This is a genomic window from Pseudomonas sp. No.21, from assembly GCF_054558415.1.
Map to the genome: position 1 here is coordinate 150,517 of NZ_BAAJNO010000005.1, position 26,293 is coordinate 176,809.

At 68.5% G+C, this 26,293-nt stretch carries 23 protein-coding genes; 15 read left to right on the forward strand and 8 right to left on the reverse strand.

Translation table 11 applies throughout. The features are described 5' to 3' along the window. The first annotated feature begins 184 nt into the window (after positions 1–184). From ACYJSS_RS11565 to ggt, 6 genes are all read left to right on the forward strand, one after another. Positions 185–1,615, forward strand: a complete 1,431-nt coding sequence (locus ACYJSS_RS11565; protein ID WP_111264449.1) for a coniferyl aldehyde dehydrogenase — start codon at positions 185–187, stop codon at positions 1,613–1,615. Positions 1,616–1,649: 34 nt separating this feature from the next. Continuing rightward, complete coding sequence (locus ACYJSS_RS11570) at positions 1,650–2,195, forward strand: twin-arginine translocation pathway signal protein (RefSeq protein WP_111264448.1); 546 nt, start codon at positions 1,650–1,652, stop codon at positions 2,193–2,195. An 86-nt stretch (positions 2,196–2,281) separates the two neighbouring features. Beyond that, a complete protein-coding gene (locus tag ACYJSS_RS11575) occupies positions 2,282–3,877 on the forward strand; it encodes a GMC family oxidoreductase (RefSeq protein ID WP_459479880.1) in 1,596 nt (531 codons plus the stop codon). Positions 3,878–3,969: 92 nt separating this feature from the next. Next, on the forward strand, positions 3,970–4,449 hold the full coding sequence (gene coaD / locus ACYJSS_RS11580; protein WP_111264446.1) for a pantetheine-phosphate adenylyltransferase: 480 nt from the start codon (positions 3,970–3,972) through the stop codon (positions 4,447–4,449). A 116-nt stretch (positions 4,450–4,565) separates the two neighbouring features. Beyond that, entirely contained in the window at positions 4,566–4,817 is a 252-nt protein-coding gene (locus tag ACYJSS_RS11585; protein WP_111264445.1) for a YfhL family 4Fe-4S dicluster ferredoxin, read from the forward strand. 4 nt (positions 4,818–4,821) lie between these two features. Next, positions 4,822–6,528, forward strand: coding sequence for a gamma-glutamyltransferase (gene ggt / locus ACYJSS_RS11590; protein WP_111264444.1), 1,707 nt, complete (start codon positions 4,822–4,824; stop codon positions 6,526–6,528). 10 nt (positions 6,529–6,538) lie between these two features. Here the strand turns inward: ggt and ACYJSS_RS11595 are convergent, their stop codons facing one another. From ACYJSS_RS11595 to ACYJSS_RS11615, 5 genes are all read right to left on the reverse strand, one after another. Beyond that, positions 6,539–8,371 carry a Na/Pi cotransporter family protein gene (locus ACYJSS_RS11595; protein ID WP_236205510.1) on the reverse strand — a complete coding sequence of 611 codons (1,833 nt, stop codon included), beginning with the start codon at positions 8,369–8,371 and terminating at the stop codon, positions 6,539–6,541. Positions 8,372–8,482: 111 nt separating this feature from the next. Beyond that, a complete protein-coding gene (locus ACYJSS_RS11600; protein WP_111264442.1) occupies positions 8,483–8,821 on the reverse strand; it encodes a multidrug transporter in 339 nt (112 codons plus the stop codon). 77 nt (positions 8,822–8,898) lie between these two features. Further along, on the reverse strand, positions 8,899–9,477 hold the full coding sequence (locus ACYJSS_RS11605) for a lysophospholipid acyltransferase family protein (RefSeq protein ID WP_111264441.1): 579 nt from the start codon (positions 9,475–9,477) through the stop codon (positions 8,899–8,901). A gap of 71 nt (positions 9,478–9,548) precedes the next feature. Further along, positions 9,549–10,361: a bifunctional DNA-formamidopyrimidine glycosylase/DNA-(apurinic or apyrimidinic site) lyase gene (gene mutM, locus ACYJSS_RS11610; RefSeq protein ID WP_111264440.1), complete on the reverse strand. Its 813-nt coding sequence runs from the start codon at positions 10,359–10,361 to the stop codon at positions 9,549–9,551. A 30-nt stretch (positions 10,362–10,391) separates the two neighbouring features. After that, positions 10,392–11,204: an HDOD domain-containing protein gene (locus ACYJSS_RS11615; RefSeq protein WP_173175271.1), complete on the reverse strand. Its 813-nt coding sequence runs from the start codon at positions 11,202–11,204 to the stop codon at positions 10,392–10,394. A gap of 188 nt (positions 11,205–11,392) precedes the next feature. On the opposite strand from ACYJSS_RS11615, the gene ACYJSS_RS11620 reads away from it, so the two are divergent. The 6 genes from ACYJSS_RS11620 (at position 11,393) to ACYJSS_RS11645 (ending at position 19,733) form a co-directional block, all read left to right on the forward strand. Continuing rightward, entirely contained in the window at positions 11,393–11,932 is a 540-nt protein-coding gene (locus ACYJSS_RS11620) for a type 1 glutamine amidotransferase domain-containing protein (RefSeq protein ID WP_111264438.1), read from the forward strand. A 76-nt stretch (positions 11,933–12,008) separates the two neighbouring features. Beyond that, entirely contained in the window at positions 12,009–13,205 is a 1,197-nt protein-coding gene (locus ACYJSS_RS11625; protein ID WP_236205511.1) for a class I SAM-dependent rRNA methyltransferase, read from the forward strand. Positions 13,206–13,395: 190 nt separating this feature from the next. Beyond that, a complete protein-coding gene (locus ACYJSS_RS11630) occupies positions 13,396–15,426 on the forward strand; it encodes a hemopexin repeat-containing protein (protein ID WP_111263476.1) in 2,031 nt (676 codons plus the stop codon). A gap of 244 nt (positions 15,427–15,670) precedes the next feature. Further along, a complete protein-coding gene (gene ilvD / locus ACYJSS_RS11635) occupies positions 15,671–17,512 on the forward strand; it encodes a dihydroxy-acid dehydratase (protein ID WP_111263477.1) in 1,842 nt (613 codons plus the stop codon). A gap of 339 nt (positions 17,513–17,851) precedes the next feature. Continuing rightward, entirely contained in the window at positions 17,852–19,231 is a 1,380-nt protein-coding gene (locus ACYJSS_RS11640; protein WP_111263478.1) for a nucleobase:cation symporter-2 family protein, read from the forward strand. 43 nt (positions 19,232–19,274) lie between these two features. Then, positions 19,275–19,733, forward strand: coding sequence for a metallophosphoesterase family protein (locus ACYJSS_RS11645; protein WP_111263511.1), 459 nt, complete (start codon positions 19,275–19,277; stop codon positions 19,731–19,733). Positions 19,734–19,821: 88 nt separating this feature from the next. On the opposite strand, the gene ACYJSS_RS11650 is transcribed toward ACYJSS_RS11645, so the two are convergent. Continuing rightward, entirely contained in the window at positions 19,822–20,334 is a 513-nt protein-coding gene (locus ACYJSS_RS11650; RefSeq protein ID WP_111263479.1) for a dihydrofolate reductase, read from the reverse strand. 157 nt (positions 20,335–20,491) lie between these two features. Here ACYJSS_RS11650 and ACYJSS_RS11655 point away from each other — a divergent pair, with 157 nt between their 5' ends. The 3 genes from ACYJSS_RS11655 to ACYJSS_RS11665 all read left to right on the forward strand — a co-directional run bounded on the left by ACYJSS_RS11655 (position 20,492) and on the right by ACYJSS_RS11665 (position 24,490). After that, positions 20,492–21,643: a glycerophosphodiester phosphodiesterase gene (locus ACYJSS_RS11655; RefSeq protein ID WP_111263480.1), complete on the forward strand. Its 1,152-nt coding sequence runs from the start codon at positions 20,492–20,494 to the stop codon at positions 21,641–21,643. Positions 21,644–21,741: 98 nt separating this feature from the next. After that, a complete protein-coding gene (locus ACYJSS_RS11660) occupies positions 21,742–23,130 on the forward strand; it encodes a DUF2868 domain-containing protein (protein WP_111263481.1) in 1,389 nt (462 codons plus the stop codon). Then, a complete protein-coding gene (locus tag ACYJSS_RS11665; RefSeq protein WP_111263482.1) occupies positions 23,123–24,490 on the forward strand; it encodes a GTPase/DUF3482 domain-containing protein in 1,368 nt (455 codons plus the stop codon). Before ACYJSS_RS11660 ends, ACYJSS_RS11665 begins: the two co-directional genes overlap by 8 nt. A gap of 205 nt (positions 24,491–24,695) precedes the next feature. Here ACYJSS_RS11665 and ACYJSS_RS11670 read toward each other — a convergent pair whose 3' ends face one another. Both ACYJSS_RS11670 and lgt read right to left on the reverse strand, forming a co-directional pair. Beyond that, positions 24,696–25,490, reverse strand: coding sequence for a thymidylate synthase (locus ACYJSS_RS11670; protein WP_111263483.1), 795 nt, complete (start codon positions 25,488–25,490; stop codon positions 24,696–24,698). After that, positions 25,487–26,287, reverse strand: a complete 801-nt coding sequence (gene lgt / locus ACYJSS_RS11675; protein WP_111263484.1) for a prolipoprotein diacylglyceryl transferase — start codon at positions 26,285–26,287, stop codon at positions 25,487–25,489. Before lgt ends, ACYJSS_RS11670 begins: the two co-directional genes overlap by 4 nt. Positions 26,288–26,293: the final 6 nt, after the last annotated feature.

Consider the following 26,293-nt stretch of genomic DNA (forward strand, 5'->3'; position numbering starts at 1 on the left):
CGCGTTCCGTATCGCACCCTGTTCGTGTGGCCTCCCGGCCCCCTTCAGAGGCCGCCTGGAGGCCGGCCCAACTTTCTTTCGGTAGGCAGGGCGAGCCCTGTCGCGCCATGCTATTTGACACACTAGAGCAATTACTCTAAAAATCCAGCACCGGTTTTCAACAATAATTAGAGAGGTGTCGCTCATGGTCGCCGACGTAGCCTATCTGCAGCAGGCCCAGCAGCAGATCAACCAGCTCGAGGAGCTGTTCGCCCGCCAACGTGCCGCCTATGGCGACAACCCGATGCCCAGCGCCGAGCAGCGCATCCAGTGGCTCAAATCCCTGCGTGACCTGATCTTCGACGAGCAGGACGCGCTGATCCGCGCCATCAGCCAGGACTTCAGCAACCGCTCCGCGGACGAAACCCTGCTGGCCGAGATCATGCCCAGCCTGCACGGCATCCACTACGCCAAGAACCGCGTGCGCCGCTGGATGAAGCCCTCGCGCCGCTCCGTCGGCATGGCCTTCCAGCCGGCCTCCGCCAAGGTCATCTACCAGCCCCTGGGCGTGGTCGGCGTGATCGTGCCGTGGAACTACCCGCTGTTCCTCGCCATCGGCCCGCTGGTCGGCGCCCTGGCCGCCGGCAACCGCGTGATGGTGAAGATGAGCGAATCCACCCCCGCCACCTCCCAGCTGTTCAAGACGCTGATGGCGCGCATCTTCCCCGAGGACCTCGTCGCCGTATGCCTGGGGGAAGCCGATGTCGGCGTCGCCTTCTCCAAGCTGCCCTTCGACCACCTGCTGTTCACCGGCGCCACCAGCATCGGCCGCCACGTCATGCGCGCGGCTGCCGAGAACCTGACCCCGGTCACCCTGGAGCTGGGTGGCAAGTCGCCGGCCATCGTCTCCCACGAGGTGCCCCTGGATCACGCCGCCGAGCGCATCGCCTTCGGCAAGACCATGAACGCCGGGCAGACCTGCGTCGCCCCCGACTACGTGCTGGTGCCCAGGGAGCGCGTCGAAGGCTTCGTCGAGGCCTACCGCACTGCGGTGAAGTCCTTCTACCCGCAACTGCAGAACAACCCCGACTACACCGCCATCATCAACGAACGCCAGCTGCAGCGCCTCAACGGCTACCTGCAGGACGCCGAAGCCAAGGGGGCACGCCTGGTGCCGCTGTTCCCCGAGGCCCAGGGCCGCCGCCTGCCGCACACCCTGGTGCTGGACGTGAAGGACGACATGAAACTGATGCAGGACGAGATCTTCGGCCCGCTGCTGCCCATCGTCCCCTACGAGCGGCTGGACCAGGCCTTCGCCTATATCAACCAGCGCCCGCGCCCGCTGGCGCTCTATTACTTCGGCTACGACAAGCGCGAGCAGCAGCGCGTGCTGCACGAAACCCATTCCGGCGGCGTGTGCCTCAACGACACCCTGCTGCACGTGGCCCAGGACGACATGCCCTTCGGCGGCGTCGGCCCCTCGGGCATGGGCCACTACCACGGGCATGAAGGGTTCCTCACCTTCAGCAAGGCCAAGGGCGTGTTCATCAAGCAGCGCTTCAACGCCGCGCGGATGATCTACCCGCCCTACGGCAAATCGATCCAGAAGCTGGTCTACAAGCTGTTCGTGCGCTAACGCCCCCTAAGGATCAGACGGGTACATAACAACAATGACCGAGACCACCCTGAACGCGCCGGGACTTTCCCGGCGCAGCCTGCTCAAAGTCGGCCTGTTCGGCTCTGCCTTCCTCGCCACGGCCGGCGTCACCGCCACCCTCTCCGGCTGCTCCGCCAGCGTCCCGGCCAACGGCCTGGCGATCCTGCGCGACTCCGACCTGCCCTTCCTGCGCGCCCTGATCCCGGTGATGCTCGAGGGCGCGGTCAGTGCCGAGCAGATGCCGCAAGCCGTAGCCGGCACCATCCAGAGCCTGGACTACGCCCTGGACCGACTCTCGCCGGAGATGCTCAAGCTCACCGTGCAGCTCTTCGACGTGCTCGCCCTGCCCATCACCCGGGGGCCGCTGACCGGTGTATGGGGCAGCTGGGAGAACGCCAGCGCCGAGGACGTGCGCAACTTCCTCGATCGCTGGCAGAACAGCTTCATCGGCCTGCTGAAGATGGGGCACGCCTCCCTGCTGCAGCTGGTGATGATGGCCTGGTACAGCAGGCAGGAAGCCTGGGCGCATTGCGGTTACCCCGGTCCGCCGACCGTCTGAGCGCGCGCCCCCACAACGACAAGAAACACCACTCGACCAGGCGCCGGCGACGACCGGCCGCTTTCGGCGAGAGCGAGGATTGACTGATGCCCGTACCCGATCTGTTCGCCGACGGCATGGCCCGCGGCTGGAAGACCCACAATGGCTCGCGACTCGAGCAGGACCTGACCCTGGAGGCCGACGTCGCCATCGTCGGCTCGGGGGCGGGCGGCGGCACCACCGCCGAGATACTCAGCGCCGCCGGCTACAAGGTGCTGATCATCGAAGAAGGCCCGCTCAAGACCAGCAGCGACTTCAAGATGCAGGAAGCCGAGGCCTACCCGAGCCTCTACCAGGAAGGCATCGGCCGCATGACCAAGGACGGCGCGGTGACCGTCCTCCAGGGCCGCGCCGTGGGCGGCACCACCCTGATCAACTGGACCTCCAGCTTCCGCACCCCCGACCCGACCCTGGAACACTGGGCCAGGGAGCACGGCGTCAAGGGCCACAGCCCGGCCGAGATGGCCCCCTGGTTCGAGAAGATGGAACAGCGCCTCGGCGTCGCGCCCTGGGCCATTCCGCCGAACCCCAACAACGACGTGTTGCGCAGCGGCTGCGAGAAGCTCGGCCTGCACTGGAAGGTCATCCCGCGCAACGTGCGCGGCTGCTGGAACCTCGGCTACTGCGGCATGGGCTGCCCGACCAACGCCAAGCAGTCGATGCTGGTCACCACCATCCCCGCCACCCTCGACAAGGGCGGCGAGCTGCTCTATCTCGCCCGCGCCCATCGCCTGCTGATCGACGGCGACAAAGTCACCGGCATCGAATGCCAGGGCATGGACGAGCGCTGCGTGGCGCCCACCGGCCGCACCATCACCGTCAAGGCGCGGCACTACGTGCTCTCCGGTGGCGGCATCAACACCCCCGGCCTGCTGCTGCGCTCCGACGCGCCCGACCCGCACGGCCGCACCGGCAAGCGCACCTTCCTGCACCTGGTGAACTTCTCCGCCGCGCAGTTCGAGCAGGTGATCAACCCCTTCTACGGCGCGCCGCAGTCCATCTATTCCGACCACTACCAGTGGGACGACGGCACCACCGGGCGCATGTCCTACAAGCTCGAAGTGCCGCCGCTGCAGCCCGCGCTCACCGCCACCCTGCTCGGCCGCTTCGGCATCGACAACGCCCTGCGCATGGAGCAGTTGCCGCACACCAACGTGATGCTCGCTCTGCTGCGTGACGGCTTCCACCCGGACAGCGCCGAAGGCACGGTGGAACTGCGCGGCGACGGCAGCCCGGTGCTCGACTACCGCATGACCGACTACACCTGGGACGGCGTGCGTCGCGCCTTCCAGGTGATGGCCGAGATCCAGTTCGCCGCCGGGGCCAAGGCCGTGCTGCCGCTGCATGCCGACGCCGGCTACGTGAAGACCGCCGCCGAGGCGCGCACGCTGATCGATGGCCTGTCGCTCGAGCTGTACCGCACCCGCCTGGGCAGCGCCCACGTGATGGGCGGTTGCGCCATGGGCGAGGACCCGAAGCAGGCGGTCACCGACAGCCTCGGTCGTCACCACCAGTTGGCCAACCTGTCGATCCACGATGGTTCGCTGTTCCCCACCAGCATCGGCGCCAACCCGCAGCTGTCGGTCTACGGGCTGACCGCGCAGCTCTCCATCGCCCTCGCCGAGCGCCTCAAGAGCGCCTGAGCGGGATAAACCGGCATGCTCCGGCGTCTTGGCCGCCGGGGCATGCTGCGCTACCATCCGATTCCCTTACGGACCCCTGCCAGGACGTAGCGATGAACCGAGTGTTGTATCCGGGCACCTTCGACCCGATCACCAAAGGCCACGGCGATCTGATCGAACGTGCCTCCCGCCTGTTCGACACCGTGATCATCGCGGTAGCCGCCAGCCCCAAGAAGAACCCCCTGTTCTCCCTGGAGCAACGCGTCGAGCTGGCCCGGGAAGTCACCAAGCACCTGCCCAACGTCGAGGTGGTGGGCTTCTCCACCCTGCTGGCGCACTTCGTCAAGGAGCAGAAGGCCAATGTCTTCCTCCGTGGCCTGCGCGCCGTTTCCGACTTCGAGTACGAGTTCCAGCTGGCCAACATGAACCGCCAGCTGGCACCGGACGTGGAGAGCATGTTCCTCACCCCGTCGGAGCGGTACTCCTTCATCTCCTCCACCCTGGTGCGCGAAATAGCGGCCCTGGGCGGAGACATCACCCAGTTCGTCCACCCTGCGGTGGCCGAGGCCCTGGCCGAGCGCTTCAAGCGCTGAGCCCCGCGATACGGCGGTCGGCGCGCGCAAAAGGTGCGCCGACCGCGCCATTCCGGCACAATTCCGCCATTGTCTGCTGAGCACCGCCGCCGCACGGCGACGGTAGGAGTTGTTCCATGTCCCTCAAGATCACCGACGACTGCATCAACTGCGACGTCTGCGAACCCGAGTGCCCCAACGGCGCCATCTCCCAGGGCGAGGAGATCTACGTCATCGACCCCAACCTGTGCACCGAGTGCGTCGGCCACTACGACGAACCGCAGTGCCAGCAGGTCTGCCCGGTGGACTGCATTCCCCTCGACGACGCCCGTGTCGAAACCCGCGAGCAGTTGATGGACAAGTACCTGAAGCTCACGGGCAAGGCCTGACGCCATGGGCCGCCAGCTGCGTGACACGGCCTGGCGTCCCGCCCTGCTCGCGGCGCTGCTGCTGTTCAGCGTCGCACTGCGGGCGGCGCCCCCCGACCAGGCCGCCGTAGCCAGCGCCCAGCCCTCGGCCACGGTCGCCGGTCTGGAAACCCTGGCCATGGGCGGCAACGCCTTCGACGCCGCGGTGGCCATCAGCGCCGCCCTGGCAGTGGCCGAGCCCCACGGCTCGGGCCTGGGCGGCGGCGGTTTCTTCCTCCTGCGCAAGGCCGGCGACAAGCAGCCCACCTACCTGTTCCTCGACGCCCGCGAACGCGCGCCGCTGGCCGCGCGCCCGGATCTCTACCTGCGCGATGGCAAGGTACAGCCGCAGCTGTCCATCAACGGCCCGCTGGCCGCCGCCATTCCCGGCCTGCCCGCCGCGCTGGTGGACCTGGCCCAGCACCACGGCCGCCTGCCCCTCGCTGATTCCCTGGCCCCGGCCATCCGCCTGGCCCGCGACGGCATCTCGGTCGATCGCGTGTACATCGAGCGCGCCGGCTTCCGCATCGCGGCGATGCGCGACGACCCCGAGACGGCGCGCATCTTCCTCGACGACAAGGGCGAGGTGCCCGATGAGTTCAGCCTGCTGCACCAGCCCGACCTGGCCCGCACCCTGGAGCGCATCGCCCGCTACGGCAAGGCCGGCTTCTATGCCGGCGAGACCGCCGCCAGGCTGGTCAAGGGCGTGCGCGATGCCGGCGGCATCTGGACCCAGCAGGACCTGGACAGCTACCGCGTGGTGGAACGCCAGCCGCTGCGCTACGCCCTGGCCGACGGCCGCGAGCTGATCAGCGCACCGCCGCCCTCGGCCGGCGGCGTGGCCCTGGCCCAGAGCCTGGCGATGTTGCAGCAGCTGCCCTGGCGCGAGGGCGACAAACTGCAGCGCACCCACTACGTGGTCGAGGCGCTGCGCCGTGCCTACCGTGACCGTGGCCTGCTGGGCGACCCCGACTTCATCGCCAACCCGGTGAGCCAACTGCTCGCACCGGACTACCTGAAGGGCCTGGCCGCCGGCATCGACCCGCAGCGAGCCACCCCCAGCGCCAGCCTGCCGCCGGCTCCCGCGTGGCGCGAAGGCGACCACACCACCCACTTCGCGGTGATCGACAAGGACGGCAACGCCGTCGCCGCCACGCTGTCGGTGAACCTGCCCTTCGGCGCCGCCTTCGTCGCCCCGGGCACCGGCGTGCTGCTCAACGACGAGATGGACGACTTCGCCGCCGATACCCAGGGTGCCAACGCCTACGGCCTGGCCGGCAGCCAGGCCAACGCGGTGGCCGCCGGCAAGCGCCCGCTGTCGAGCATGAGCCCCACCTTCATCGAGAGCGCCAAGGAATTCACCGCCTTCGGCACCCCGGGCGGCAGCCGCATCCCGAGCATGGTGCTGCTGTCGATACTGGAATACCTCGACGGCCAGCCCGTCGCCCGCTGGCCGGCGGTGCCGCGCTACCACCACCAGTACCTGCCCGACGTCATCGAGCACGAGCCGAGCACCTTCAGCGACGCCGAGATCGCCGCGCTGCAAGCGCGTGGCTACAGCCTGAAACGCGTCGAGCGCGGCTACGGCAACCAGCAGGTGCTGTTCTGGGACAAGGACGGCGGCCGCATCGAAGCCGCCAGCGACCCACGCGGCGTGGGCCTGGCCAAGACGCTGGAAAAGGAGCAGCGCTGAGCCTCACGGCTCAGGGCAGCTCGATCAGCCCCTCTTCCTCTTCCGCCGACGCTCCTGCGCGCAGCAAGCCTTGGCGCTGGCCGATCATCAGCACATTGCGCAAGCTCTGGATGATGCGGCTGGCATAGCCCAGGTCGTTCATCAGCGAGCTCATCTGCAGGCCATCCAGCTGACCACTGCGCACAGCGGCGAACAGGCGGTTGCGGAACTCGCCATCGAAGTCCGCGGCCTTCTCGTCGAGCCATTGCAGGTGTTGTGACCAGACCTCGTCCGGCAATTGCGAACGGCTCAGCTCGCGCATCTGGTGCAAGGTCGCCAGCAGGTGGCGGCGCAGCTCCACGTAGGCATCCCGCGTCGCCGACGGCCCACCCTCCAGGTAATGGCCGAGGTTCTTCTGCAGGTGCTTGGCATCCTTCACCGCATCCACCAGTTGCAGCGCCGTCACCTGGCAACTGACCCAGAACTGCTGGTGCGCCTCGTCCAGCGTCACTTCCAGGCGCCCCATGAAGCTCAGCAGGTCGCCGTAAACGCCCTTGATGTGGCGCTGGTAGAGCGTCTCGGCATCCAGGTGATGGCGCACGGGCGGTGCCTGCAGCGCGGCCTCGTCGGGGTGGTCCTTGCCCAGCAGGTCCACCGGCAGGAACAGCGCATGGCAGATCACCTCCAGGCTCAGGCGCCCGAGGTGGCGCAGCTCCTGCACCACCGCGCTGGCCGCCGCGTCGGCCGAATCCAGGGCGCGCTCGCTGAGATAGCGCGCGCGGACCCGCTCCGGCTCCGCCGGCCCCGCCGCCAGCTCGGTGATCAGCACCTGGGGCTCGCTGCGTTCGGGCAGCCAGCGCACCAGCAGGGTCGCGAGGCCCGCCTGCCAGGGCCAGAACAGCGCCACGCCGAAGGCATTGAACAGGGTATGGAACATGGCCAGCTGGATCAGCGGGTTGTCCGCCAGGCCCACCGGCTCCGCCAGGGCATGCACCAGCCAGGTCAGGGGCCCGAGCAGAGCGAAAGCGAGTACCCCGGTAACGATGTTGAACAGCACATGGGCCAAGGCCAGCCGCTGGCCGCTGCGGTTGCCACCGAGGGAGCCAACGAAGGCCGTGGTGACGCTGCTGCCGACATTCGAGCCGATAGCGATCGCCAGGCTCTGCCCCAGCTCCAGCTGGCCGCTGGCAAGCGCCGCGAGGGTCAGCATCAGGGCGGCGTGGCTGGATTGCAGCACCACGGTCACCAGCATCCCCACCGCCACGAACAGCAGGCTGCCGAGCAGGCCATCGACCTGCAGGCCGGTCATGTCGAAGCCATCATCGAAGGCGGAGAAGCCGTCCTTGATCTGGTCGATGCCGAGGAACACGAAGGCGATGCCCAGCACGATGCGCCCGGCCGCCTTGCTGCGCGGGCCGATGAAGCCGGCCAGCACGCCGAACACCAGCAGGGGCAGCGCCAGGGGCGAGAGGCTGAGATTCTGCCCCGCCATGGCCAGCAGCCAGATGCCGCTGGTGGCCCCGAGGTTGGCGCCGAAGAGGATGGCGATGCCACCGGCCAGCTGGATCAGCCCGGTACTGATGAAGGCGATGGTGAGCAGCGAGACCAGGGTACTGGACTGCAGCAGCAACGTGCCGCAGACACCGAACATCAGGCCCTTGAACGGCGTCGAGGTGCTGCGCCCCAGCAACTGCTCGAGCTTGCTGCCGGCCAGGTCGCGCAGCCCTTCCTCCAGGCACTGCATGCCGAAGAGGAACAGCGCCAGGCCCGCGCAGAGCTGCAGCCAGCCGGCACTCATCCAGAAGCTGCCGGCAAGCCCGACGGCCGCCAGCACCAGCAGTGCGACAACTGGAAAACCCTTCACCTCATCCGTCTCCCTGGCAGGCGCCGAACAGGGCGCCATAAATGCAAACGGCCCCTTGCTCATCGCTGGGCAAGGGGCCGTCTCCGGCTCGATGAGCCGAGAATAGCGCGATCAGTCTTTCTGGTAACCGCTGCTGGTGCAGCCCAGGCAACGCACGAAGGCTTCCTTGCCCGGATCGACCACGAGGGCCTTGCCGGCGGCGCCGACATTGCCGCCCAGGGCGCTGAAGGGCAGGCTCACCACGAACAGGCCGGCACCGACGACGGTGGCACCGATGAGCAGCGGACGGGCGATCAGCAGGTCGCCGACCATGGAATAAGCGGGCGGAGCGTCGGCGGTGTACATCGGGTCGCCGCTGGTGTTCTGCTGCACCACCTCAGCCTGCGCCTGCAGCGCCATGAGGCCAGTGGTCAGCGCCAAGACAGCAGCGGAAGTGCGGAACAGGTTCATGATGCAATCCTTCGGCTATTAGAGGAGTAATGCGGCTAACTATAACAGTGCCCGCGCGCTTTTCAGCGTGACGGCCTTCAATCGCCGTTAAAAGCGTAGTCGGGTTTTTTCGGCTCGTACGGCAGGTAGAACGCCAGCAGGCGGCGCAGATCGGCCGCAGCATCGCCGGTGGTCCGGAACGGCTCGCCGATGACGATGCGCCGGTTGCGGTAGTCCAGTGCCGCCGGCACCACCGGGACGTCGGCGCCACGGGCGATGTGGTAGAAGCCCATCTTCCAGCGCTCCACCCGTTTGCGCGTGCCCTCCGGCGACAGCACGAGGATGAACTCGCGGTTCTCGCGAAAGGCCTGAACGGCCTGTTCGACCTGGTTGAGCTTGAGGTGGCGCTGGATGGGAATGCCGCCCCAGCGCTCCATCAGCCCGGCGAAAGGCCAGCGGAAGATGCTGTGCTTGCCGAACCAGCGGGCGTTCAGGCGGAGGATGAACTTGGCCGCGATGAACAGCACGAAGTCCCAGTTGGACGTGTGGTGCGCGCCGATCACCACGAACTTGTCGAGGGGCGGCAGCTGCCCCTCGATGCGCCAGCCAAGCAGTTTGAACACGCCATGGCCGATGGCTTGCGCAACCGCGTTGCGGGGCAGGTAGTTGCCGGACATCCGTCACCTCTTCTTATTGTTCTCGGCATCTCTCGAGGACCACGGCGGCGGGCCGACAAGGCCGCGCCGGCCTAGCGCTGGCAGCGCGGGCAGTAGACGCTCGCCCGCTGCCCCAGCTTCACCTCGCGCAGGGTGGAACCACAGACCTTGCAGAACTCGCCGCCGCGCCCATAGGCGAACAGCTCTTGCTGGAAATAGCCCGGCTGGCCGTCGCCGCCGACGAAGTCGCGCAGCGTGGTGCCCCCACGCTCGATGGCGTGGGCGAGGATGCGCTTGATCTCCTCGGCGAGCTTCAGGTAGCGCGCCCGCGACACGCTTCCCGCCTCGCGGCGCGGGTCGATCCCGGCGGCGAACAAGGCTTCGGTGGCGTAGATGTTGCCCACGCCCACCACCACGGCGTTGTCCATGATGAACGGCTTGACCGCCATGCTGCGCCCACGGGAGAGCTGGTACAGGCGCTCACCGTCGAACAGGTCCGTCAACGGCTCGGGACCGAGGTTGCGCAGCAGTTCGTGGTTGTGCGGGTCGAGGCTCCAGAGCAGGGCGCCGAAGCGGCGCGGGTCGGTGTAGCGCAGCGCCAGGCCCGACTCCAGCTCGATATCCACGTGCTCGTGCTTGGCCGCCACCGTCCCCGTCTCCACCAGGCGCAGGTTGCCGGACATGCCCAGGTGGCTGATCAGCGTGCCCGCCTCGGCCTGCAACAGCAGGTACTTGGCGCGGCGTTCGACGACCACGAAGCGCTGGCCGGAGAGGCGCACGTCCAGGTCCTCGGGGATGGGCCAGCGCAGGCGGCGCTCACGCACCACCACGCGGCTCACGCGCTGGCCCTCGAGGTAGGGCGCGATGCCCCGCCGCGTGGTTTCGACTTCAGGTAGTTCAGGCATGGATATCTCGACGTACAGCGTCGCGGGCGATCAGTGGGCGCCCAGTTCGCGGATGCTTTCCTTGAGGTTCTCGAAGTCGTACTCCGAAAGGCCGACGTAGTCGAGCACCAGCGCCCTGACGCTGTTCCACTCGTGGTCATCGGCCTGGTTGCCCAGCACCAGGTGCGAGGCACAGACGTGCTCGGCCATCTTCAGGATCGCCAGCAGCGTCTTCAGCGGCGCATCGCGCCCGGAGTCATCGCTGAAGATCGACAGCGCGTTGTGGTGGTTGGCGATGGCCTCGCAGAGGTGCTCCGGCAGGCGCCAGGAGCGCGCGGTGAAGTAGCCCACCACCGCATGGTTGGTGTTGAGCAGGCGGTTCTCGGTGTCGACGATGCGGCGCTCGGCATTGGCACTGGCATAGGCCTCCTCCAGCACCGTCATGTAGTCCGGGAAGCGCTTGAGCATCAGCGGGATGCCGCAGTTGTGGAACAGCCCCAGCGCGTAGGCCTCGTCCGCCTGCTGGTGGCCGATGCGCTTGGCCAGGGTCAGGCAGGTCATGGCCACGTCCTGGGCGGTGTCCCAGAAGCGGTTGAGGGTGACGATGGTCTCGTCGGTCATCTCGCCCTTGATCGACTGCGCGTTGATCAGGTTGATCACCGTGTTGCAGCCCAGCAGGTTGACCGCCTGCTGGATCGAGGCAATGCGGTTGGTCAGCCCGTAGAACGGCGAGTTGACGATCTTCAGCAGTGCGCCCGACAGGCCCGGGTCCTGGCTGATGAGCTTGGCGATGGTGCGCAGGTCCGGGCTGGGCATGACCTGCTCCATCTGCAGGTCGACCATGATCTGCGGCTGGGGCGGCACGCTGATGCCCTGGAGGAAATGGCGAATCTGTTCTGCAGAGAGTTCTTGGGCCATGACAGCGGGACTGAGGCGGGGAATTGGGATGACAGTCTAACTCCAGCCACTGGTGAACAGGCCATCGATTTAGCTGAACTTTCGCCTAACGGTCGCCTCGGAAACTGAACACCCACAACGACGGGAGACCCCCAATGAGCCAGTCCATCAAGGGCAAGCGCGTGGCCCTGCTGGTGACCGACGGTTTCGAGCAGGTCGAGCTGACCGGGCCGAAGAAGGCCCTCGAAGACGCCGGCGCCATCGCCGAGATCGTCTCCGCCAGCACCGGCAAGGTCACCGGCTGGAACCACACCACCCCGGCCGACAGCTTCGCCGTCGACCGCACCTTCGACACCGCCCGCATCGAGGACTACGACGCCCTGGTGCTGCCCGGCGGCGTGGTCAACGCCGACACCATCCGCCTGGACGAGATGGCCCAGGAACTGGTGCGCGACGCCGCCCGAGCCAACAAGCCCATCGCGGTCATCTGCCACGGCGCCTGGCTGCTGGCCAGCGCCGACCTGGTCAAGGGCAAGACCCTGACCAGCTGGCCGTCCCTCACCGACGACCTGAAGAACGCCGGCGCCAACTGGGTGGACGAGGAAGTGGTGGTCGACGGCAAGCTGATCAGCAGCCGCAAGCCCGACGACATCCCGGCCTTCAACCGCAAGCTGATCGAAGCCCTCGCGGCCTGAGCACGAGCGCCCGCCGGTAGCAGGATCGGCGGGCGCCTTCGGTTATAATCCCGCTCTTTTTTCCGGAGAGCGACCCATGTCCCTGCCCAGCCTGCGCCTCAAAGCCAACGCCGATCGACGCCTGCGCGCCGGCCACCTGTGGGTCTACAGCAACGAGATCGACGTGGTCGCCACTCCGCTGAACGCCTTCCAGCCCGGCGACCAGGCCATCCTCGAAGCCGCCGGCGGCAAGCCCCTGGGCGTGGTCGCACTGAGCCCGAACAACCTGATCTGCGCGCGCCTGGTGTCCCGCGACACCAAGCACAGCCTCGACAAGTCGCTGCTGGTGCACCGCCTCAACGTGGCCCTGAGCCTGCGCGAGCGCCTGTTCGACAAGCCCTACTACCGCCTGGTCTATGGCGACTCCGACCTGCTCCCCGGCCTGGTGGTGGACCGTTTCGGCGACCACATCGTGGTCCAACTGGCCTCCGCCGCCATGGAGCGCAACAAGGACGCCGTGCTGGATGCCCTGGTGCAGGTGCTCAAGCCCCGTGGCGTGCTGTGGAAGAACGACTCCGCCGCCCGTGACGCCGAGGGCCTGGAGCGCTACGTGGACACCGCCTTCGGCGTGGTGCCCGAGTGGGTCGCCCTGGAAGAGAACGGTGTGAAGTTCGAAGCCCCGGTGCTGGAAGGCCAGAAGACCGGCTGGTTCTACGACCACCGCATGAACCGCGCCCGCCTGGCGCCCTACGTCAAGGGCAAGCGCGTGCTCGACCTGTTCAGCTACATCGGCGGCTGGGGCGTGCAGGCCGCGGCCTTCGGCGCCAGTGAAGTGTTCTGCGTCGACGCCTCCGGCTTCGCCCTCGACGGCGTCGAGCGCAACGCCACCCTCAACGGGGTGGCGGAGCAGGTCACCTGCGTGGAAGGCGACGTGTTCGAAGCCCTGAAGGAGCTGAAGGCCGCCGAAGAGCGCTTCGACGTGGTCGTGGCCGACCCGCCCGCCTTCATCAAGCGCAAGAAGGACCTGAAGAACGGCGAGGCCGCCTACCGCCGCCTCAACGAACAGGCCATGCGCCTGCTCAACAAGGACGGCATCCTGGTCAGCGCCTCCTGCTCCATGCACCTGCCCGAGGACGACCTGCAGAACATCCTGCTCGGCAGCGCCCGCCACCTGGACCGCAACATCCAGCTGCTGGAACGCGGCGGCCAGGGCCCGGACCACCCGGTGCACCCGGCGATCCCGGAAACCCGCTACATCAAGAGCATCACCTGCCGCCTGCTGCCCAACAGCTGAGGGTCCGACGGCGCCCCGGCCGCAGCGTCGGGGCGCCGTCATCCGCCTGCCGCAAACCCTTCACCAAAACTTCATCCCCTCCCGCCCCGCTGTCATTCCCCCGCAATCCGGCCACGCTGGTATAGACCACCGCGAGGCAAGCCAGCCGTCTGCATCGCATCGCAGCAACCACAACAATCAAGGATGCGTCATGACAACGATGAAACGCGCGGGGCGCCTGCTGGCCCTCGCAACCGCCTCGCTGCTCGCCTTGCAGGCCCAGGCCGGTGCCAACAAGGTGCTGTTCTTCGGTATCGACGGCTTCAAGGCCGATGCCATTCCCGCCGGCAACATGGTCAACCTCGAGCAACTGATCGCCAGCGGCGTCTACACCGACGGCGGCTGGTCGCCGGACACCTCCATGAGCGGCCCCGGCTGGTCGACCCTGTTCATGGGCGTCGAGCGCGACAAGCACGGCGTGCGCGACAACAGCTTCACCGGGCAGAACTACGCCCAGTACCCGCACTTCCTCACCCTGCTGGAACAGCGCAAGCCCCAGCTGGTGACCGCCTACGCCTACAACTGGTCGCCGCTCTACGCGCAGATGAAGCCCCAGGCCGACCTCAGGTTCGACGGCCCGGAAGCCAATGACCCGGTGCTGATCGCCCAGGCCGAGGACTGGCTGCGCAACCGCGCCGACCTCGACGTGCTCAGCGCCTACTACTACGGCGTCGACGAAGCCGGCCACAGCCACGGCTTCCACTCCGACACCCCGCAATACGTCCAGGCCATGGGCCAGGCCGACGCCGCCCTCGGCCGCCTGCTGCAGGCGATCAAGTCGCGCCCCACCTACACCCAGGAAAACTGGCTGATCGTGGTCAGCACCGACCACGGCGGCAGCAGCACCGGCCACGGCGCCAACCGCCCCGAACACCGCAAGGTGGCGGTGGTGCTCAGCGGCGCCGGCATTCCCGCCCTCGGCCGCAACCGCCTGGCCACCCCGTTGCGCCAGGTGGACGTGGTGCCGACGCTGTTCGAGCACCTGGGCGTCTCCACCCAGGGCCTGGCCCTGGACGGCCGCTCGCGCCTGCACCTTGTGCCGCGCACCTTCGCCTTCGGCCAGAACCTCTTGGCCAACCCCGGCGCCGAATATGGCGCGGCCCACTCCGACCTGGCCTACGACCCGGACATCGCCGGCTGGACCAAGGGCGGCCTGCAGACGGTGATGCGCTACGGCGCCCGCAGCGAACTGCCCGCCGGCCAGGGCCAGCTCTTCGTCGGCCAGGGCAAGGGTTCCCTGACCCAGCGCATCGAGCTGCCGCCGGAGGCCGCCGGCCGGCCCTTCCAGCTCGACGCCCTGCTCGGCGCCAGCGCCGGCAGCAGCCATGACGCCCGCGTGCTGGTGCGCTTCCACGCCGCCGAGAAACGCAGCGCGGTGTACTGGAACGACGACACCGGCTACTTCTTCGCCGGCGATCGCTACTACCGCTACAACTACCGCGACGACAAGGTCGACGCCGGTTATCCACAACCCATCGCCGGCAACTGGATCGGCTTCGAGGGCTTCGAGGGCGGCGCGCGGGACATCGACGCCGGCTTCAACGCCGGCAACGGCAAGGCGTACTTCTTCAAGGGCACCCAGTACGTGCGCTTCGACATCGCCAGCGACCGCGTCGACCCCGGCTATCCCAAGCCCATCGCCGGCAACTGGTCGGGCCTGGAGCGCTTCACCGGCGGCGCCCGCGACATCGACGACGTGCTCGAGGTCAACGGCTCCAGGCTGTACTTCTTCAAGGGCAGCCAGTACATCCGCTACAACCTGACCACCGGCGACAAGGCGGACAAGAACTACCCGCTGGACGTCTCCGGCGCCACCTGGGCCGGCGTGCAGCAGTGGCCCCTGGGCCTGGAGGCGGCAGTCAAGCGCAACAGCTCCATCGCCTACCTGTTCAACGGCGGCGAGTACGTGCGCTACAACCTGATCACCGACAAGGCCGAGAGCGGCTACCCGCGCCCCGTGGACGGCGCCACCTGGCCGGGCCTGGCAGGGTTCGTCGAAGCGGGCACCGCCTTCGCCACGCCCGCCCTGACCGCCGCCGAGCGCAACGGCCAGCCCCTGGCCCGCAACCTCTATGGCACGGTGCCGGCCGGGGCCACCTCGGTGGAGGTCGAGCTGCGCTTCGAGAAGGGCAGCGGCGCCGGTTTCCCCTTCGCCGATGAGCTGAACTTCCGCGTCGACTGACCCCCGGTCATCCAGGTGCGCGCCGACCGCTCGGCCCCCGGCCTTCCGCCCGGAGCGCACCTGGGATTAGAATCCCCGCTTCCCTGCCACACCCTCAGGCGGGCCAGTGAGCCCCGGCCGAGCGCGCGGTGATCCCGCGATGCCCTCACGCCACCCCGGACGCAACGACCACATCCGTTTGCCAACGGCACCCACCGCGCTCACGATACGACCTATAACCTGATCAGCCTGCAGGACATCAGACATGCCCGATTACCGCTCGAAGACCTCCACCCACGGCCGCAACATGGCCGGCGCCCGCGCCCTCTGGCGCGCCACCGGGATGAAGGACGAAGACTTCAAGAAGCCGATCATCGCCATTGCCAACTCCTTCACCCAGTTCGTGCCCGGCCACGTGCACCTGAAGGACCTGGGCCAGCTGGTCGCCCGCGAGATCGAAAAGAACGGTGGCGTGGCCAAGGAATTCAACACCATCGCCGTGGACGACGGCATCGCCATGGGCCACGACGGCATGCTCTATTCCTTGCCGAGCCGCGAGATCATCGCCGACTCCGTGGAATACATGGTCAATGCCCACTGCGCCGACGCCATCGTCTGCATCAGCAATTGCGACAAGATCACCCCCGGCATGCTGATGGCCGCCCTGCGCCTGAACATCCCCGTGGTGTTCGTCTCCGGCGGCCCGATGGAAGCCGGCAAGACCAAGCTGGCCAACCACGGCCTGGACCTGGTGGACGCCATGGTGGTGGCCGCCGACGACTCCTGCTCCGACGAGAAGGTCGCCGAGTACGAGCGCAGCGCCTGCCCCACCTGCGGTTCCTGCTCCGGCATGTTCACCGCCAACTCGATGAACTGCCTGGTCGAAGCCCTGGGCCTCGGCCTGCCGGGCAACGGCTCCACCCTGGCCACCCACTCGGACCGCGAGCAGCTGTTCCTGCGCGCCGGCCGCCTGGCCGTCGAGCTGTGCCAGCGCTACTACGGCGAAGGCGACGAGTCCGTGCTGCCGCGCAACGTCGCCAGCTTCAAGGCGTTCGAGAACGCCATGACCCTGGACATCGCCATGGGCGGTTCCACCAACACCATCCTGCACCTGCTGGCCGCCGCCCAGGAGGCGGAGATCGCCTTCGACCTGCGCGACATCGATCGCCTGTCGCGCAAGGTGCCGCAGCTGTGCAAGGTGGCGCCGAACATCCAGAAGTACCACATGGAAGACGTGCACCGCGCCGGCGGCATCTTCAGCATCCTCGGCGAGCTGGCCCGTGGCGGCCTGCTGCACACCGACGTGCCCACCGTGCACAGCCCGAGCATGAGCGACGCCATCGCCCAGTGGGACATCACCCAGACCGACGACGAAGCCGTGCACACCTTCTTCAAGGCAGGCCCGGCCGGCATCCCGACCCAGGTCGCCTTCAGCCAGAGCACCCGCTGGGACACCCTGGACGACGACCGCGCCGAAGGCTGCATCCGCAGCGTCGAGCACGCCTACTCCCAGGAAGGCGGCCTGGCCGTGCTCTACGGCAACATCGCCCTGGACGGCTGCGTGGTGAAGACCGCCGGCGTGGACGAGTCCATCCACGTGTTCGAAGGCACCGCGAAGATCTTCGAAAGCCAGGACAGCGCCGTGAAGGGCATCCTCGCCGACGAAGTGAAACCCGGCGACATCGTCATCATCCGCTACGAAGGCCCGAAAGGCGGGCCGGGCATGCAGGAGATGCTGTACCCCACCAGCTACCTGAAGTCCAAGGGCCTGGGCAAGCAATGCGCCCTGCTCACCGACGGCCGCTTCTCCGGCGGCACCTCGGGCCTGTCCATCGGCCACGCGTCCCCGGAAGCCGCCGCCGGTGGCGCCATCGGCTTGGTGCAGGACGGCGACAAGGTGCTGATCGACATCCCCAACCGCAGCATCAACCTGCTGGTGTCCGATGAAGAACTGGCCACCCGCCGCGCCGCGCAGGACAAGAAAGGCTGGAAACCCGCCGCCCCGCGCGCGCGCAAGGTGACAACCGCCCTCAAGGCCTACGCCCTGCTCGCCACCAGCGCCGACAAGGGCGCCGTGCGCAACAAGGCGATGCTGGAAGACCTGTAAGCGCCGCCTGCGAACGGAAAAGCCCGGCCTCGTGCCGGGCTTTTCATTGGCCGCTTTTCGGTGGCATCGATTGGTGGATGAAAAGAGCGTCATCCACCCTACAGCCCGGGCAACTCAGCAGCCCACCCGGCACGCCCCGTAGGATGGCGTAGAGCGCAGCGAAACCCATCACCCACTACATACCCTCTACCCACCGACACAAACGCGTTCGCAGCGGGATCTTCGCGAGCAGACCGCGTTCCTGTCCCTACGTTCCAGCACCCGCCACACAGCTGACCGGCGCCCCCCGCCGCCCCCGGCCATTCAGGTAGAATCGCCGCTTTTTTGCGGACCATCGCCATGAGTTCACTGGAAAACCCGGCCACTTCCACCTCCCGCAACGAGCTGGTCTATGGCCTCGACGACAAGCCGCGCCCGCTGGTGGCGCTGCTCGCCGCCCTGCAGCACCTGCTGGCGATCATCGTGCCCATCGTCACGCCCGGCCTGCTGATCTGCCAGGCCATCGGCGTCTCGGCGCGCGACACCAACCTGATCGTCTCCATGTCGCTGGTGATCTCCGGCATCGCCACCTTCGTCCAGTGCAAGCGCTTCGGCCCGTTCGGCGCCGGGCTGCTGATCGTCCAGGGCACCAGCTTCAACTTCGTCGGCCCGCTGATCGCCGGCGGCGCACTGATGGTCAAGCAGGGCACCCCGGTGGAAGCGGTGATGGCCGCCATCTTCGGCGTGGTCATTGCCGGCTCCTTCGTGGAGATGGGCATCTCGCGCATCCTGCCCTTCGTCAAACGCCTGATCACCCCGCTGGTGACCGGCATCGTGGTGCTGATGATCGGCCTGACCCTGATCAAGGTCGGCCTGATCAGCATGGGCGGAGGCTTCGGCGCCATGGCCAACGGCACCTTCGCCAACGGCGAGAACCTGCTGCTGTCCGGCACCGTGCTGGCGATCATCGTCGTGCTCAACCGCATTCCCGTGGTGTGGATGCGCAGCTGCGCCATCGTCATCGCCCTGGCCGTGGGCTATGCCCTGGCCGGCTACCTGGGCCGCCTGGATTTCACCGGCATGCACCAGGCCGAGCTGTTCCAGGTGCCGATGCCGCTGCACTTCGGCCTGGGCTTCTCCTGGAGCCTGTTCATCCCGATGCTGGTCATCTACCTGGTCACCGCGCTGGAAGCCATCGGCGACGTCACCGCCACCAGCAAGGTCTCGCGCCAGCCGGTGGAGGGCCCGCTGTGGATGCAGCGGATCAAGGGCGGCGTGCTGGTGAACGGCGCCAACTCGCTGCTGGCCGGCGTGTTCAACACCTTCCCCAGCTCGGTGTTCGCGCAGAACAACGGCGTGATCCAGCTGACCGGCATCGCCAGCCGCCACGTCGGCCTGTGGATCGCCGTGGTGCTGGTGATCCTCGGCCTGTTCCCGGCGGTGGCCGGCGTGATCCAGGCGGTGCCCGAGCCGGTGCTCGGCGGCGCGGCCATGGTGATGTTCGGCGCGGTGGCCGCCTCGGGCATCAACATCCTCGCCGGCATCGAGCTGGACCGCCGCGCGCTGCTGATCATCGCCGTGTCCCTGGCCCTGGGCCTGGGCGTGTCGCAGGTGCCCGAGTTCCTCGCGCACATGCCGGCGGCGCTGCGCAACGTGCTGGAGTCCGGTGTCGCCACCGGCGGCATCTGCGCCCTGCTGCTGAACTGGTTCCTGCCGGAATCCCCGCGCACACCCCGGTGAGGCAGAATGGGCCTCGCATTCCAACGAGGCCCCTTCCATGACCCTGCGCATCGGCCTGATCGCCGACACCCACGGCCTCCTGCGGCCCCAGGCCCTGGCGGCCCTGCAAGGCTGCGACCACATCCTGCATGCCGGCGACATCGGCAAGCCCGAGATCCTCGACACGCTTCGCCGCCTGGCCCCCCTGACCGTGGTGCGCGGCAACAACGACACCGAGCACTGGGCGCAACGCATCCCTCACGACGCCACCCTGCGCTCCGGCGGCACCTGTCTCTACCTGATCCACGACCAGGCGGAAATCCCAGCCGACCTCGCCACGCGCGGCGTCGACGCCATCATCACCGGTCATTCCCACAAGCCGCTGATCACCCGCCGCGACGGCATCCTCCACATCAACCCGGGCAGCGCCGGGCCTCGGCGCTTCAAGCTGCCGATATCGGTGGGATTCCTGCTGATCGAAAACGAGCGGGTGCGCGCGGAATTGCGCGAGCTGGAGGTTTGAGCGGGGGGCCGCCCGGAGCCCCTACCGGGTTGATCCGGGCGTAGGGTGGACGGCGCTTCTTACGTCCACCAACGATGTTGCAGCCGGCTCAGCGCCGCTCCCACACCTGGAAGGCATAGGCGGGCGTGGTGTCGCTGGCCTCGTGCTCGATGCTGGAGGCCAGGTGCCAATCGGCATCCGGTACTTCGGGGAAGAAGGCGTCGCCTTCCGGAGCCAGCTCGACGCGGGTCAGGTAGAGGCGGTCGCCGTGCGCCAGGCCCTGGGTATAGAGCTGGGCACCGCCGATCAGCATCACTTCCTCGGCATCCTCCTCACGGGCCCAGGCTTCGGCGCGCACCACGGCCTCTTCCAGGCTGGCGAACACCTCGGCGCCTTCCAACTGCAGGCCGGCCTGGCGGCTGACCACCAGGTTGAGGCGCCCCGGCAGCGGGCGACCCAGGGAATCCCAGGTCTTGCGGCCCATGATGATGGGCTTGCCCAGGGTCAGGGCCTTGAAGTGCTTGAGGTCAGCCGGCAGGTGCCAGGGCAGTTGGTTGTCACGGCCGATCACGCGATTCTGCGCGAGGGCGGCGATGAGGGCGAGGGGCAGGGTCTTTTTCATGGCGGCGAGAATACCAGAGCGAAGCGGCCAGGCCAGCCGGCCTTTCTTTCTGTCCGTCGGGCCGGTCACGCCTCGCAACACTTGCCGCGCGGCGCACCATAAACCGTCATCTATCCTGCGGCAGGCTTGCGCTTCCCCTACCGCAAGGAGACGCCCCATGGCATCCATTTCCCCCCTGCGGCATTGGCTGGCGGTCTGCAGCCTGACGTTGCCCCTCTGTTCATTCGCCGCACCGGACCCGGTGCAATCGGCCATCGACTGGGCCGCCCAGCAGCCCCGCGCCGCCAAGGGCCATGCCCAGGGCGAGGGCAAGCCGCTGGTGGTCGGCCATCGCGGCGCCAGCGGCTACGTGCCGGAACACACCCTGGCCTCCTACGCCCTGGCCGCCTTGCAAGGCGCCGACTTCGTCGAGCCGGACCTGGTGATGACCCGCGACGGCCAACTGGTGGCTCGCCATGACAACGAGCTGGGGCTGACCACCGATGTCGGCAAGCACCCCGAGTTCGCCGACCGCAAGCGCACCCAGAACATCGACGGCGTGGCGCTCACCGGCTGGTTCAGCGAGGATTTCACCCTGGCCGAGCTGAAGACCCTCAAGACCATCGAGCGCATCCCCCTGGTGCGCCCGGGCAATGCGCGGCTGGACGGCGCCTTCGAGATCCCCACGCTGCAGGAGATCATCGACCTGGTGAAGAGCCTGCAGCTCAGCCAGCAGCGGCGCATCGGCCTGTACATCGAGACCAAGCACCCCACCCATTTCCAGCAGCTCGGCCTGGCCATGGAGAAGCCGCTGCTGCGCACCCTGCAGCGCAACGGCTACACCGACCGCCGCTCGGCGGTGTACATCCAGTCCTTCGAAGTGGACAACCTGCAGCGCATCGCCCGGCAGAGCAGCATCCGCCTGATCCAGCTCTACGGCGCCGGCCAGCCCTATGACCAGCAGGTGCTGGACACCGGCCTGACCTACGCGAAGATGGCCAGCGCCGCCGGCCTCAAGGCCGTCGCCCGCTATGCCGCCGGCGTCGGCCCGGACAAGGCCTACATCATCCCCCGCGATGCCGCCGGCAACCTGGGCCAGCCCACCCGCTTCGTCGCCGACGCCCACGCCGCCGGGCTCAAGGTGCACCCCTACACCTTCCGCGCGGAGAACGCCTTCCTCCCCACCAACCTGCGCAACGGTGCCGACCCGCAGGTGCGCGGCGACATCGAGGCGGAGATCAACGCCTTCCTCGACGCCGGCATCGACGGCCTGTTCATCGACCAGCCGGACATCGCCGTGCGCGTCAGGGAGCAGCGGGCCGCCCACTGACCCGCACGCCGCGACACCCCGGCCCAGACGGCCGGGGTTCCACCTTCCCGCCGTTCAGCGGTTATGCTTCTGCCTCGTCCCACCGGAAGAGAACCCGCGTGACCGAGAGCCCGCCGCCGAACCTCACTCCCCTGCAGCGCCTCTGGCTGACCGAAGCCGTGCGCCTGCGCGAAGAACACGCCGGCCCGCTGGAAGACGGCGAAGCCAACCGCCGCGCCAATGCCGCTGGCGGTGACCTCCCGCAGCGCATCCAGACCCGTGCCCTGTGGCTCGCCGAACGCGACGGCCAACTGGCCGCCCTGCTGCACTGGTTGCAGGGTGCGCGCCTGGCATTCGCCGCGCTGTTGCTGGTGGCCCTGGCCACCGGCGCCACGCTGGCGGTAGCCGCCCTGGGCGACGGCCAGCGCCCGGTCAACGTGTTCTGGGCCCTGGGCAGCCTGCTCGGCCTGCACCTGCTGATGCTGCTCGGCTGGCTGCTGGGCCTGGCCTTCGGTGGCCACGCCAGCGTCCTCGGCCGCCTCTGGTGGTGGCTCAGCGGCAAGCTCGCCCGGGACGCCGCCGCCGCGCAGCTGGGCCCGGCGCTGCTGGTGCTGCTGCAACGCCGCCGCCTCGCCCGCTGGGGCCTGGGCGCACTGGTCAACGGGCTCTGGAGCCTCAGCCTGGGCACCGCGCTGCTGTACCTGCTGGCGCTGCTGGCCACCCGGCGCTACGGCTTCGTCTGGGAAACCACCATCCTCGGCAGCGACACCTTCGTCGCCCTGACCCAGGCCCTGGGCGCCCTGCCCGCCCTGCTCGGCTTCGCCCTGCCGGACGCCGACACCATCCGCGCCAGCAGCGACGTAGTGGCCGCCGCCGATGCGCGCCAGGCCTGGTCCGGCTGGCTGCTGGGGGTGACCCTGGTCTACGGTCTGCTGCCGCGCCTGCTGCTGACGGCGCTGTGCCTGTGGCGCTGGCGCAGCGGCCGCGAACGGCTCGACCTGGACCTCGCCCTGCCCGGCTACGGCCTGCTGCGCGAGCGCCTGCAACCGGCCAGCGAACGCCTCGGCGTGCTGGACGCCGACCCCGGCCTGGCCCCGGCCGACGCCGCCCAGGCCCACCCCGACAGCGGCAGCGGTGCCTTGCTGGTGGCCATCGAACTGGACGACAGCCGTCCCTGGCCACCGACCCTGCCACGCGGCGTGGGCGATGCCGGCATCCTCGACAGCCGCGAGCAGCGCCAGCGCCTGCTGGAGCAGCTCACCCGCTTCCCGCCGCAACGCCTGGCGATTGCCTGCGACCCACGCCGCTCGCCGGACCGCGGCACCCTGGCGCTGATCGGCGAACTGGCGCGCTGCGCCGCCGCCACGCGCATCTGGCTGCTGCCGGCCCCACCGGGCGCGGCGCTGGACAGCCTGCGCCTGGGCGAATGGCACCAGGCCCTGTCGCGCCTGGAGCTGGAACACGCCGACAGCTCGCCCCTCGCCTGGCTGGAGAAGGGCCATGACTGACGCACTGAAACTGGCCGTGGTCGGCCACACCAACGTCGGCAAGACCTCGCTGCTGCGCACCCTGCTGCGTGATCGCGGCTTTGGCGAGGTGTCCCACCGCCCCAGCACCACCCGCCATGTCGAGGGCGCGCGCCTGTCGGTGGACGGTCAGCCGCTGCTGGAGCTCTACGACACCCCCGGCCTGGAAGACGCCATCGCCCTGCTCGACTACCTGGAGCGCCTCGAACGCCCCGGCGAGCGCCTGGACGGCCCGGCACGGCTGGCGCGCTTTCTCGACGGCAGCGAGGCGCGCCAGCGCTTCGAGCAGGAGGCCAAGGTGCTGCGCCAGTTGCTGGCCTCCGATGCCGGCCTCTATGTGATCGACGCCCGCGAGCCGGTGCTGGCCAAGTACCGCGACGAGCTGGCGGTGCTGGCCATGTGCGGCCGGCCGCTGCTGCCGGTGCTGAACTTCGTCGCGGTCAACGACCACCGCGAGGCCGAATGGCGCGAGGCCCTGGCACGCCTGGGCCTGCACGCGCTGGTGCGCTTCGACAGCGTGGCGCCGCCGCTGGATGGCGAGCGCCGCCTCTACGAGAGCCTGGCCCTGCTGCTGGAACGGGCACGCCCGCAACTGCAACGGCTGATCGAGGACCACGAGGCCCAGCGCGGCCTGCGCCGGCGGGCCGGGGCGCGACTGATCGCCGAACTGCTGCTGGATGTCGCCGCCTGCCGCCGCAGCGTGCCGGCCGACGAGGCCAGCCTGGCCCGGGCCACCGAGGCCCTGCGCCAGCAGGTGCGCGCCCGCGAACAGGCCTGCGTGGATGCCCTGCTGCGCCTGCACGCCTTCCGCCCGGAAGATGCCGCCACCGGTGACCTGCCTTTGCTTGACGGGCGCTGGGGCGATGACCTGTTCAACCCCGAAACCCTCAAGCAGCTCGGCGTGCGCCTGGGCAGCGGCATGGCGGCCGGTGCCGCCGCCGGGGCCGGCGTCGACCTGCTGGTGGGCGGCCTGACCCTGGGCGCCGCGGCAGCCCTGGGCGCCATCGCCGGCGGCGCCTGGCAGACCGTCGGCCACTACGGCGAACGCCTGCTGGGCAAGATCCGTGGCCAGCGCGAGCTGACCGTGGACGACGCCATCCTGCGCCTGCTCGCCCTGCGCCAGCGCCAGCTGCTGCAGGCCCTGGATGCACGGGGGCATGCCGCCATCGACGCCATCCGCATGACGGCGCCGGAGGAGAAGCAATGGCGCCAGGGCAAACTGCCACCGGCATTAGGCAAGGCGCGGGCGCACCCGGAATGGTCGTCGCTCAACCCCGGCGCGGAGTTGGAGCAGGCGGAGCGGCAGGAGCAGGTTAAGGCGCTGGCGGCGGAGTTGGGGTGATTTGGGCAGGCACGGCGAAGAATGCCTGAGGCTCCGCGTGATGGGTTTCGCGTAGCTCTACCCATCCTACGAAAGCGGTCGCCACGCAGCGCGTAGCCCGGGCTTCAGCCCGGGGATCGGGGCAGATTCGCGAATGAATTCGCCCCCACCCGGCAGGCGCCCACAGGTGGATTCCTGGGGCCGCGCCTGTGGGAGCCGGAGCGGGTCAGACCGCGACCGGTGCCTTGATGTGCGGGTGCGCCTGGTAGCCCACCAGCTCGAAGTCCTCGAACTTGAAGGCCAGCAGGTCCTTCACCTCGGGGTTGAGCTTCATGGTCGGCAGGGGCAGCGGCTCGCGGGTGAGCTGCAGGTCGGCCTGCTCGATGTGGTTGGCGTAGAGGTGGCAGTCACCGCCGGTCCAGACGAAGTCGCCGGGCCTCAGGCCGCAGACCTGCGCCACCATCAGCGTCAGCAGGGCGTAGCTGGCGATGTTGAAGGGCACGCCCAGGAAGATGTCCGCCGAGCGCTGGTACAGCTGGCAGCTGAGCTTGCCGTCGGCCACGTAGAACTGGAACAGAGCGTGGCAGGGCGGCAGGGCCATCTGGTCCACCAGGGCCGGGTTCCAGGCGGAGACGATCAGGCGGCGCGAATCCGGGTTCTTGCGGATCATCTCGATCAGCTTGGTGATCTGGTCGATCGACTCGCCGTTGGGCGCCGGCCAGCTGCGCCACTGGTAGCCGTAGACCGGGCCCAGGTCGCCATTCTCGTCGGCCCATTCGTCCCAGATGGAGACGCCGTTTTCCTTCAGGTAGCGGATGTTGGTGTCGCCCTGGAGGAACCACAGCAGCTCGTGGATGATGGACTTCAGGTGGCACTTCTTGGTGGTCACCAGGGGGAAGCCGTCGGCCAGGTCGAAGCGCATCTGGTGGCCGAAGACGCTGTAGGTGCCGGTCCCGGTGCGGTCACTCTTGAAGGTGCCGGTCTCGCGCACCAGGCGCATGAGGTCGAGGTACTGTTTCACGAAGCGACTCCTTGGACGGGCTGGCGGCGGTAGGCCCAGACGATCAGGCCGATGCCGCCGAGGATCATCGGCACGCAGAGGACCTGGCCCATGGTCAGCCAGCCGAAGGCGAGGTAGCCGAGCTGGGCGTCCGGCACGCGGACGAACTCGACGATGAAGCGGAAGATGCCGTAGCACAGCGCGAACATGCCGGACACGGCCATGGTCGGGCGCGGCTTGCGCGAGTAGAACCAGAGGATGGCGAACAGCGCCACGCCCTCCAGGGCGAACTGGTACAGCTGCGACGGGTGGCGCGGCAGCGGGCCGCCGTTGGGGAAGATCATCGCCCAGGGCACGTCGGTGACCTTGCCCCAGAGCTCGGAGTTGATGAAGTTGCCGATGCGCCCGGCGCCCAGGCCGATCGGCACCAGCGGGGCGATGAAGTCCATCAGCTGGAAGAAGCTCTTGCCGTTGCGCCGGCCGAACCACAGGGTCGCCAGCATCACGCCGATCAGGCCGCCGTGGAACGACATGCCGCCCTTCCACACCTCGAGGATCAGCAGCGGGTTGGCGAGGTAGGCCGGCAGGTCGTAGAACAGCACGTAGCCCAGGCGCCCGCCGGCGATCACGCCGAGGGCGACCCAGAACACCAGGTCGGAGAGCTTCTCGCGGGTCCAGGTCGGGTCGAAGGCCTTGAGCCGGCGCGAGGCCAGCCACCAGGCACCGCCGATGCCGATCAGGTACATCAACCCGTACCAGTGGATTTTCAGGGGTCCGAGGCTCAGGGCCACCGGATCGATCTGGGGATAAGCCAGCATCACGAC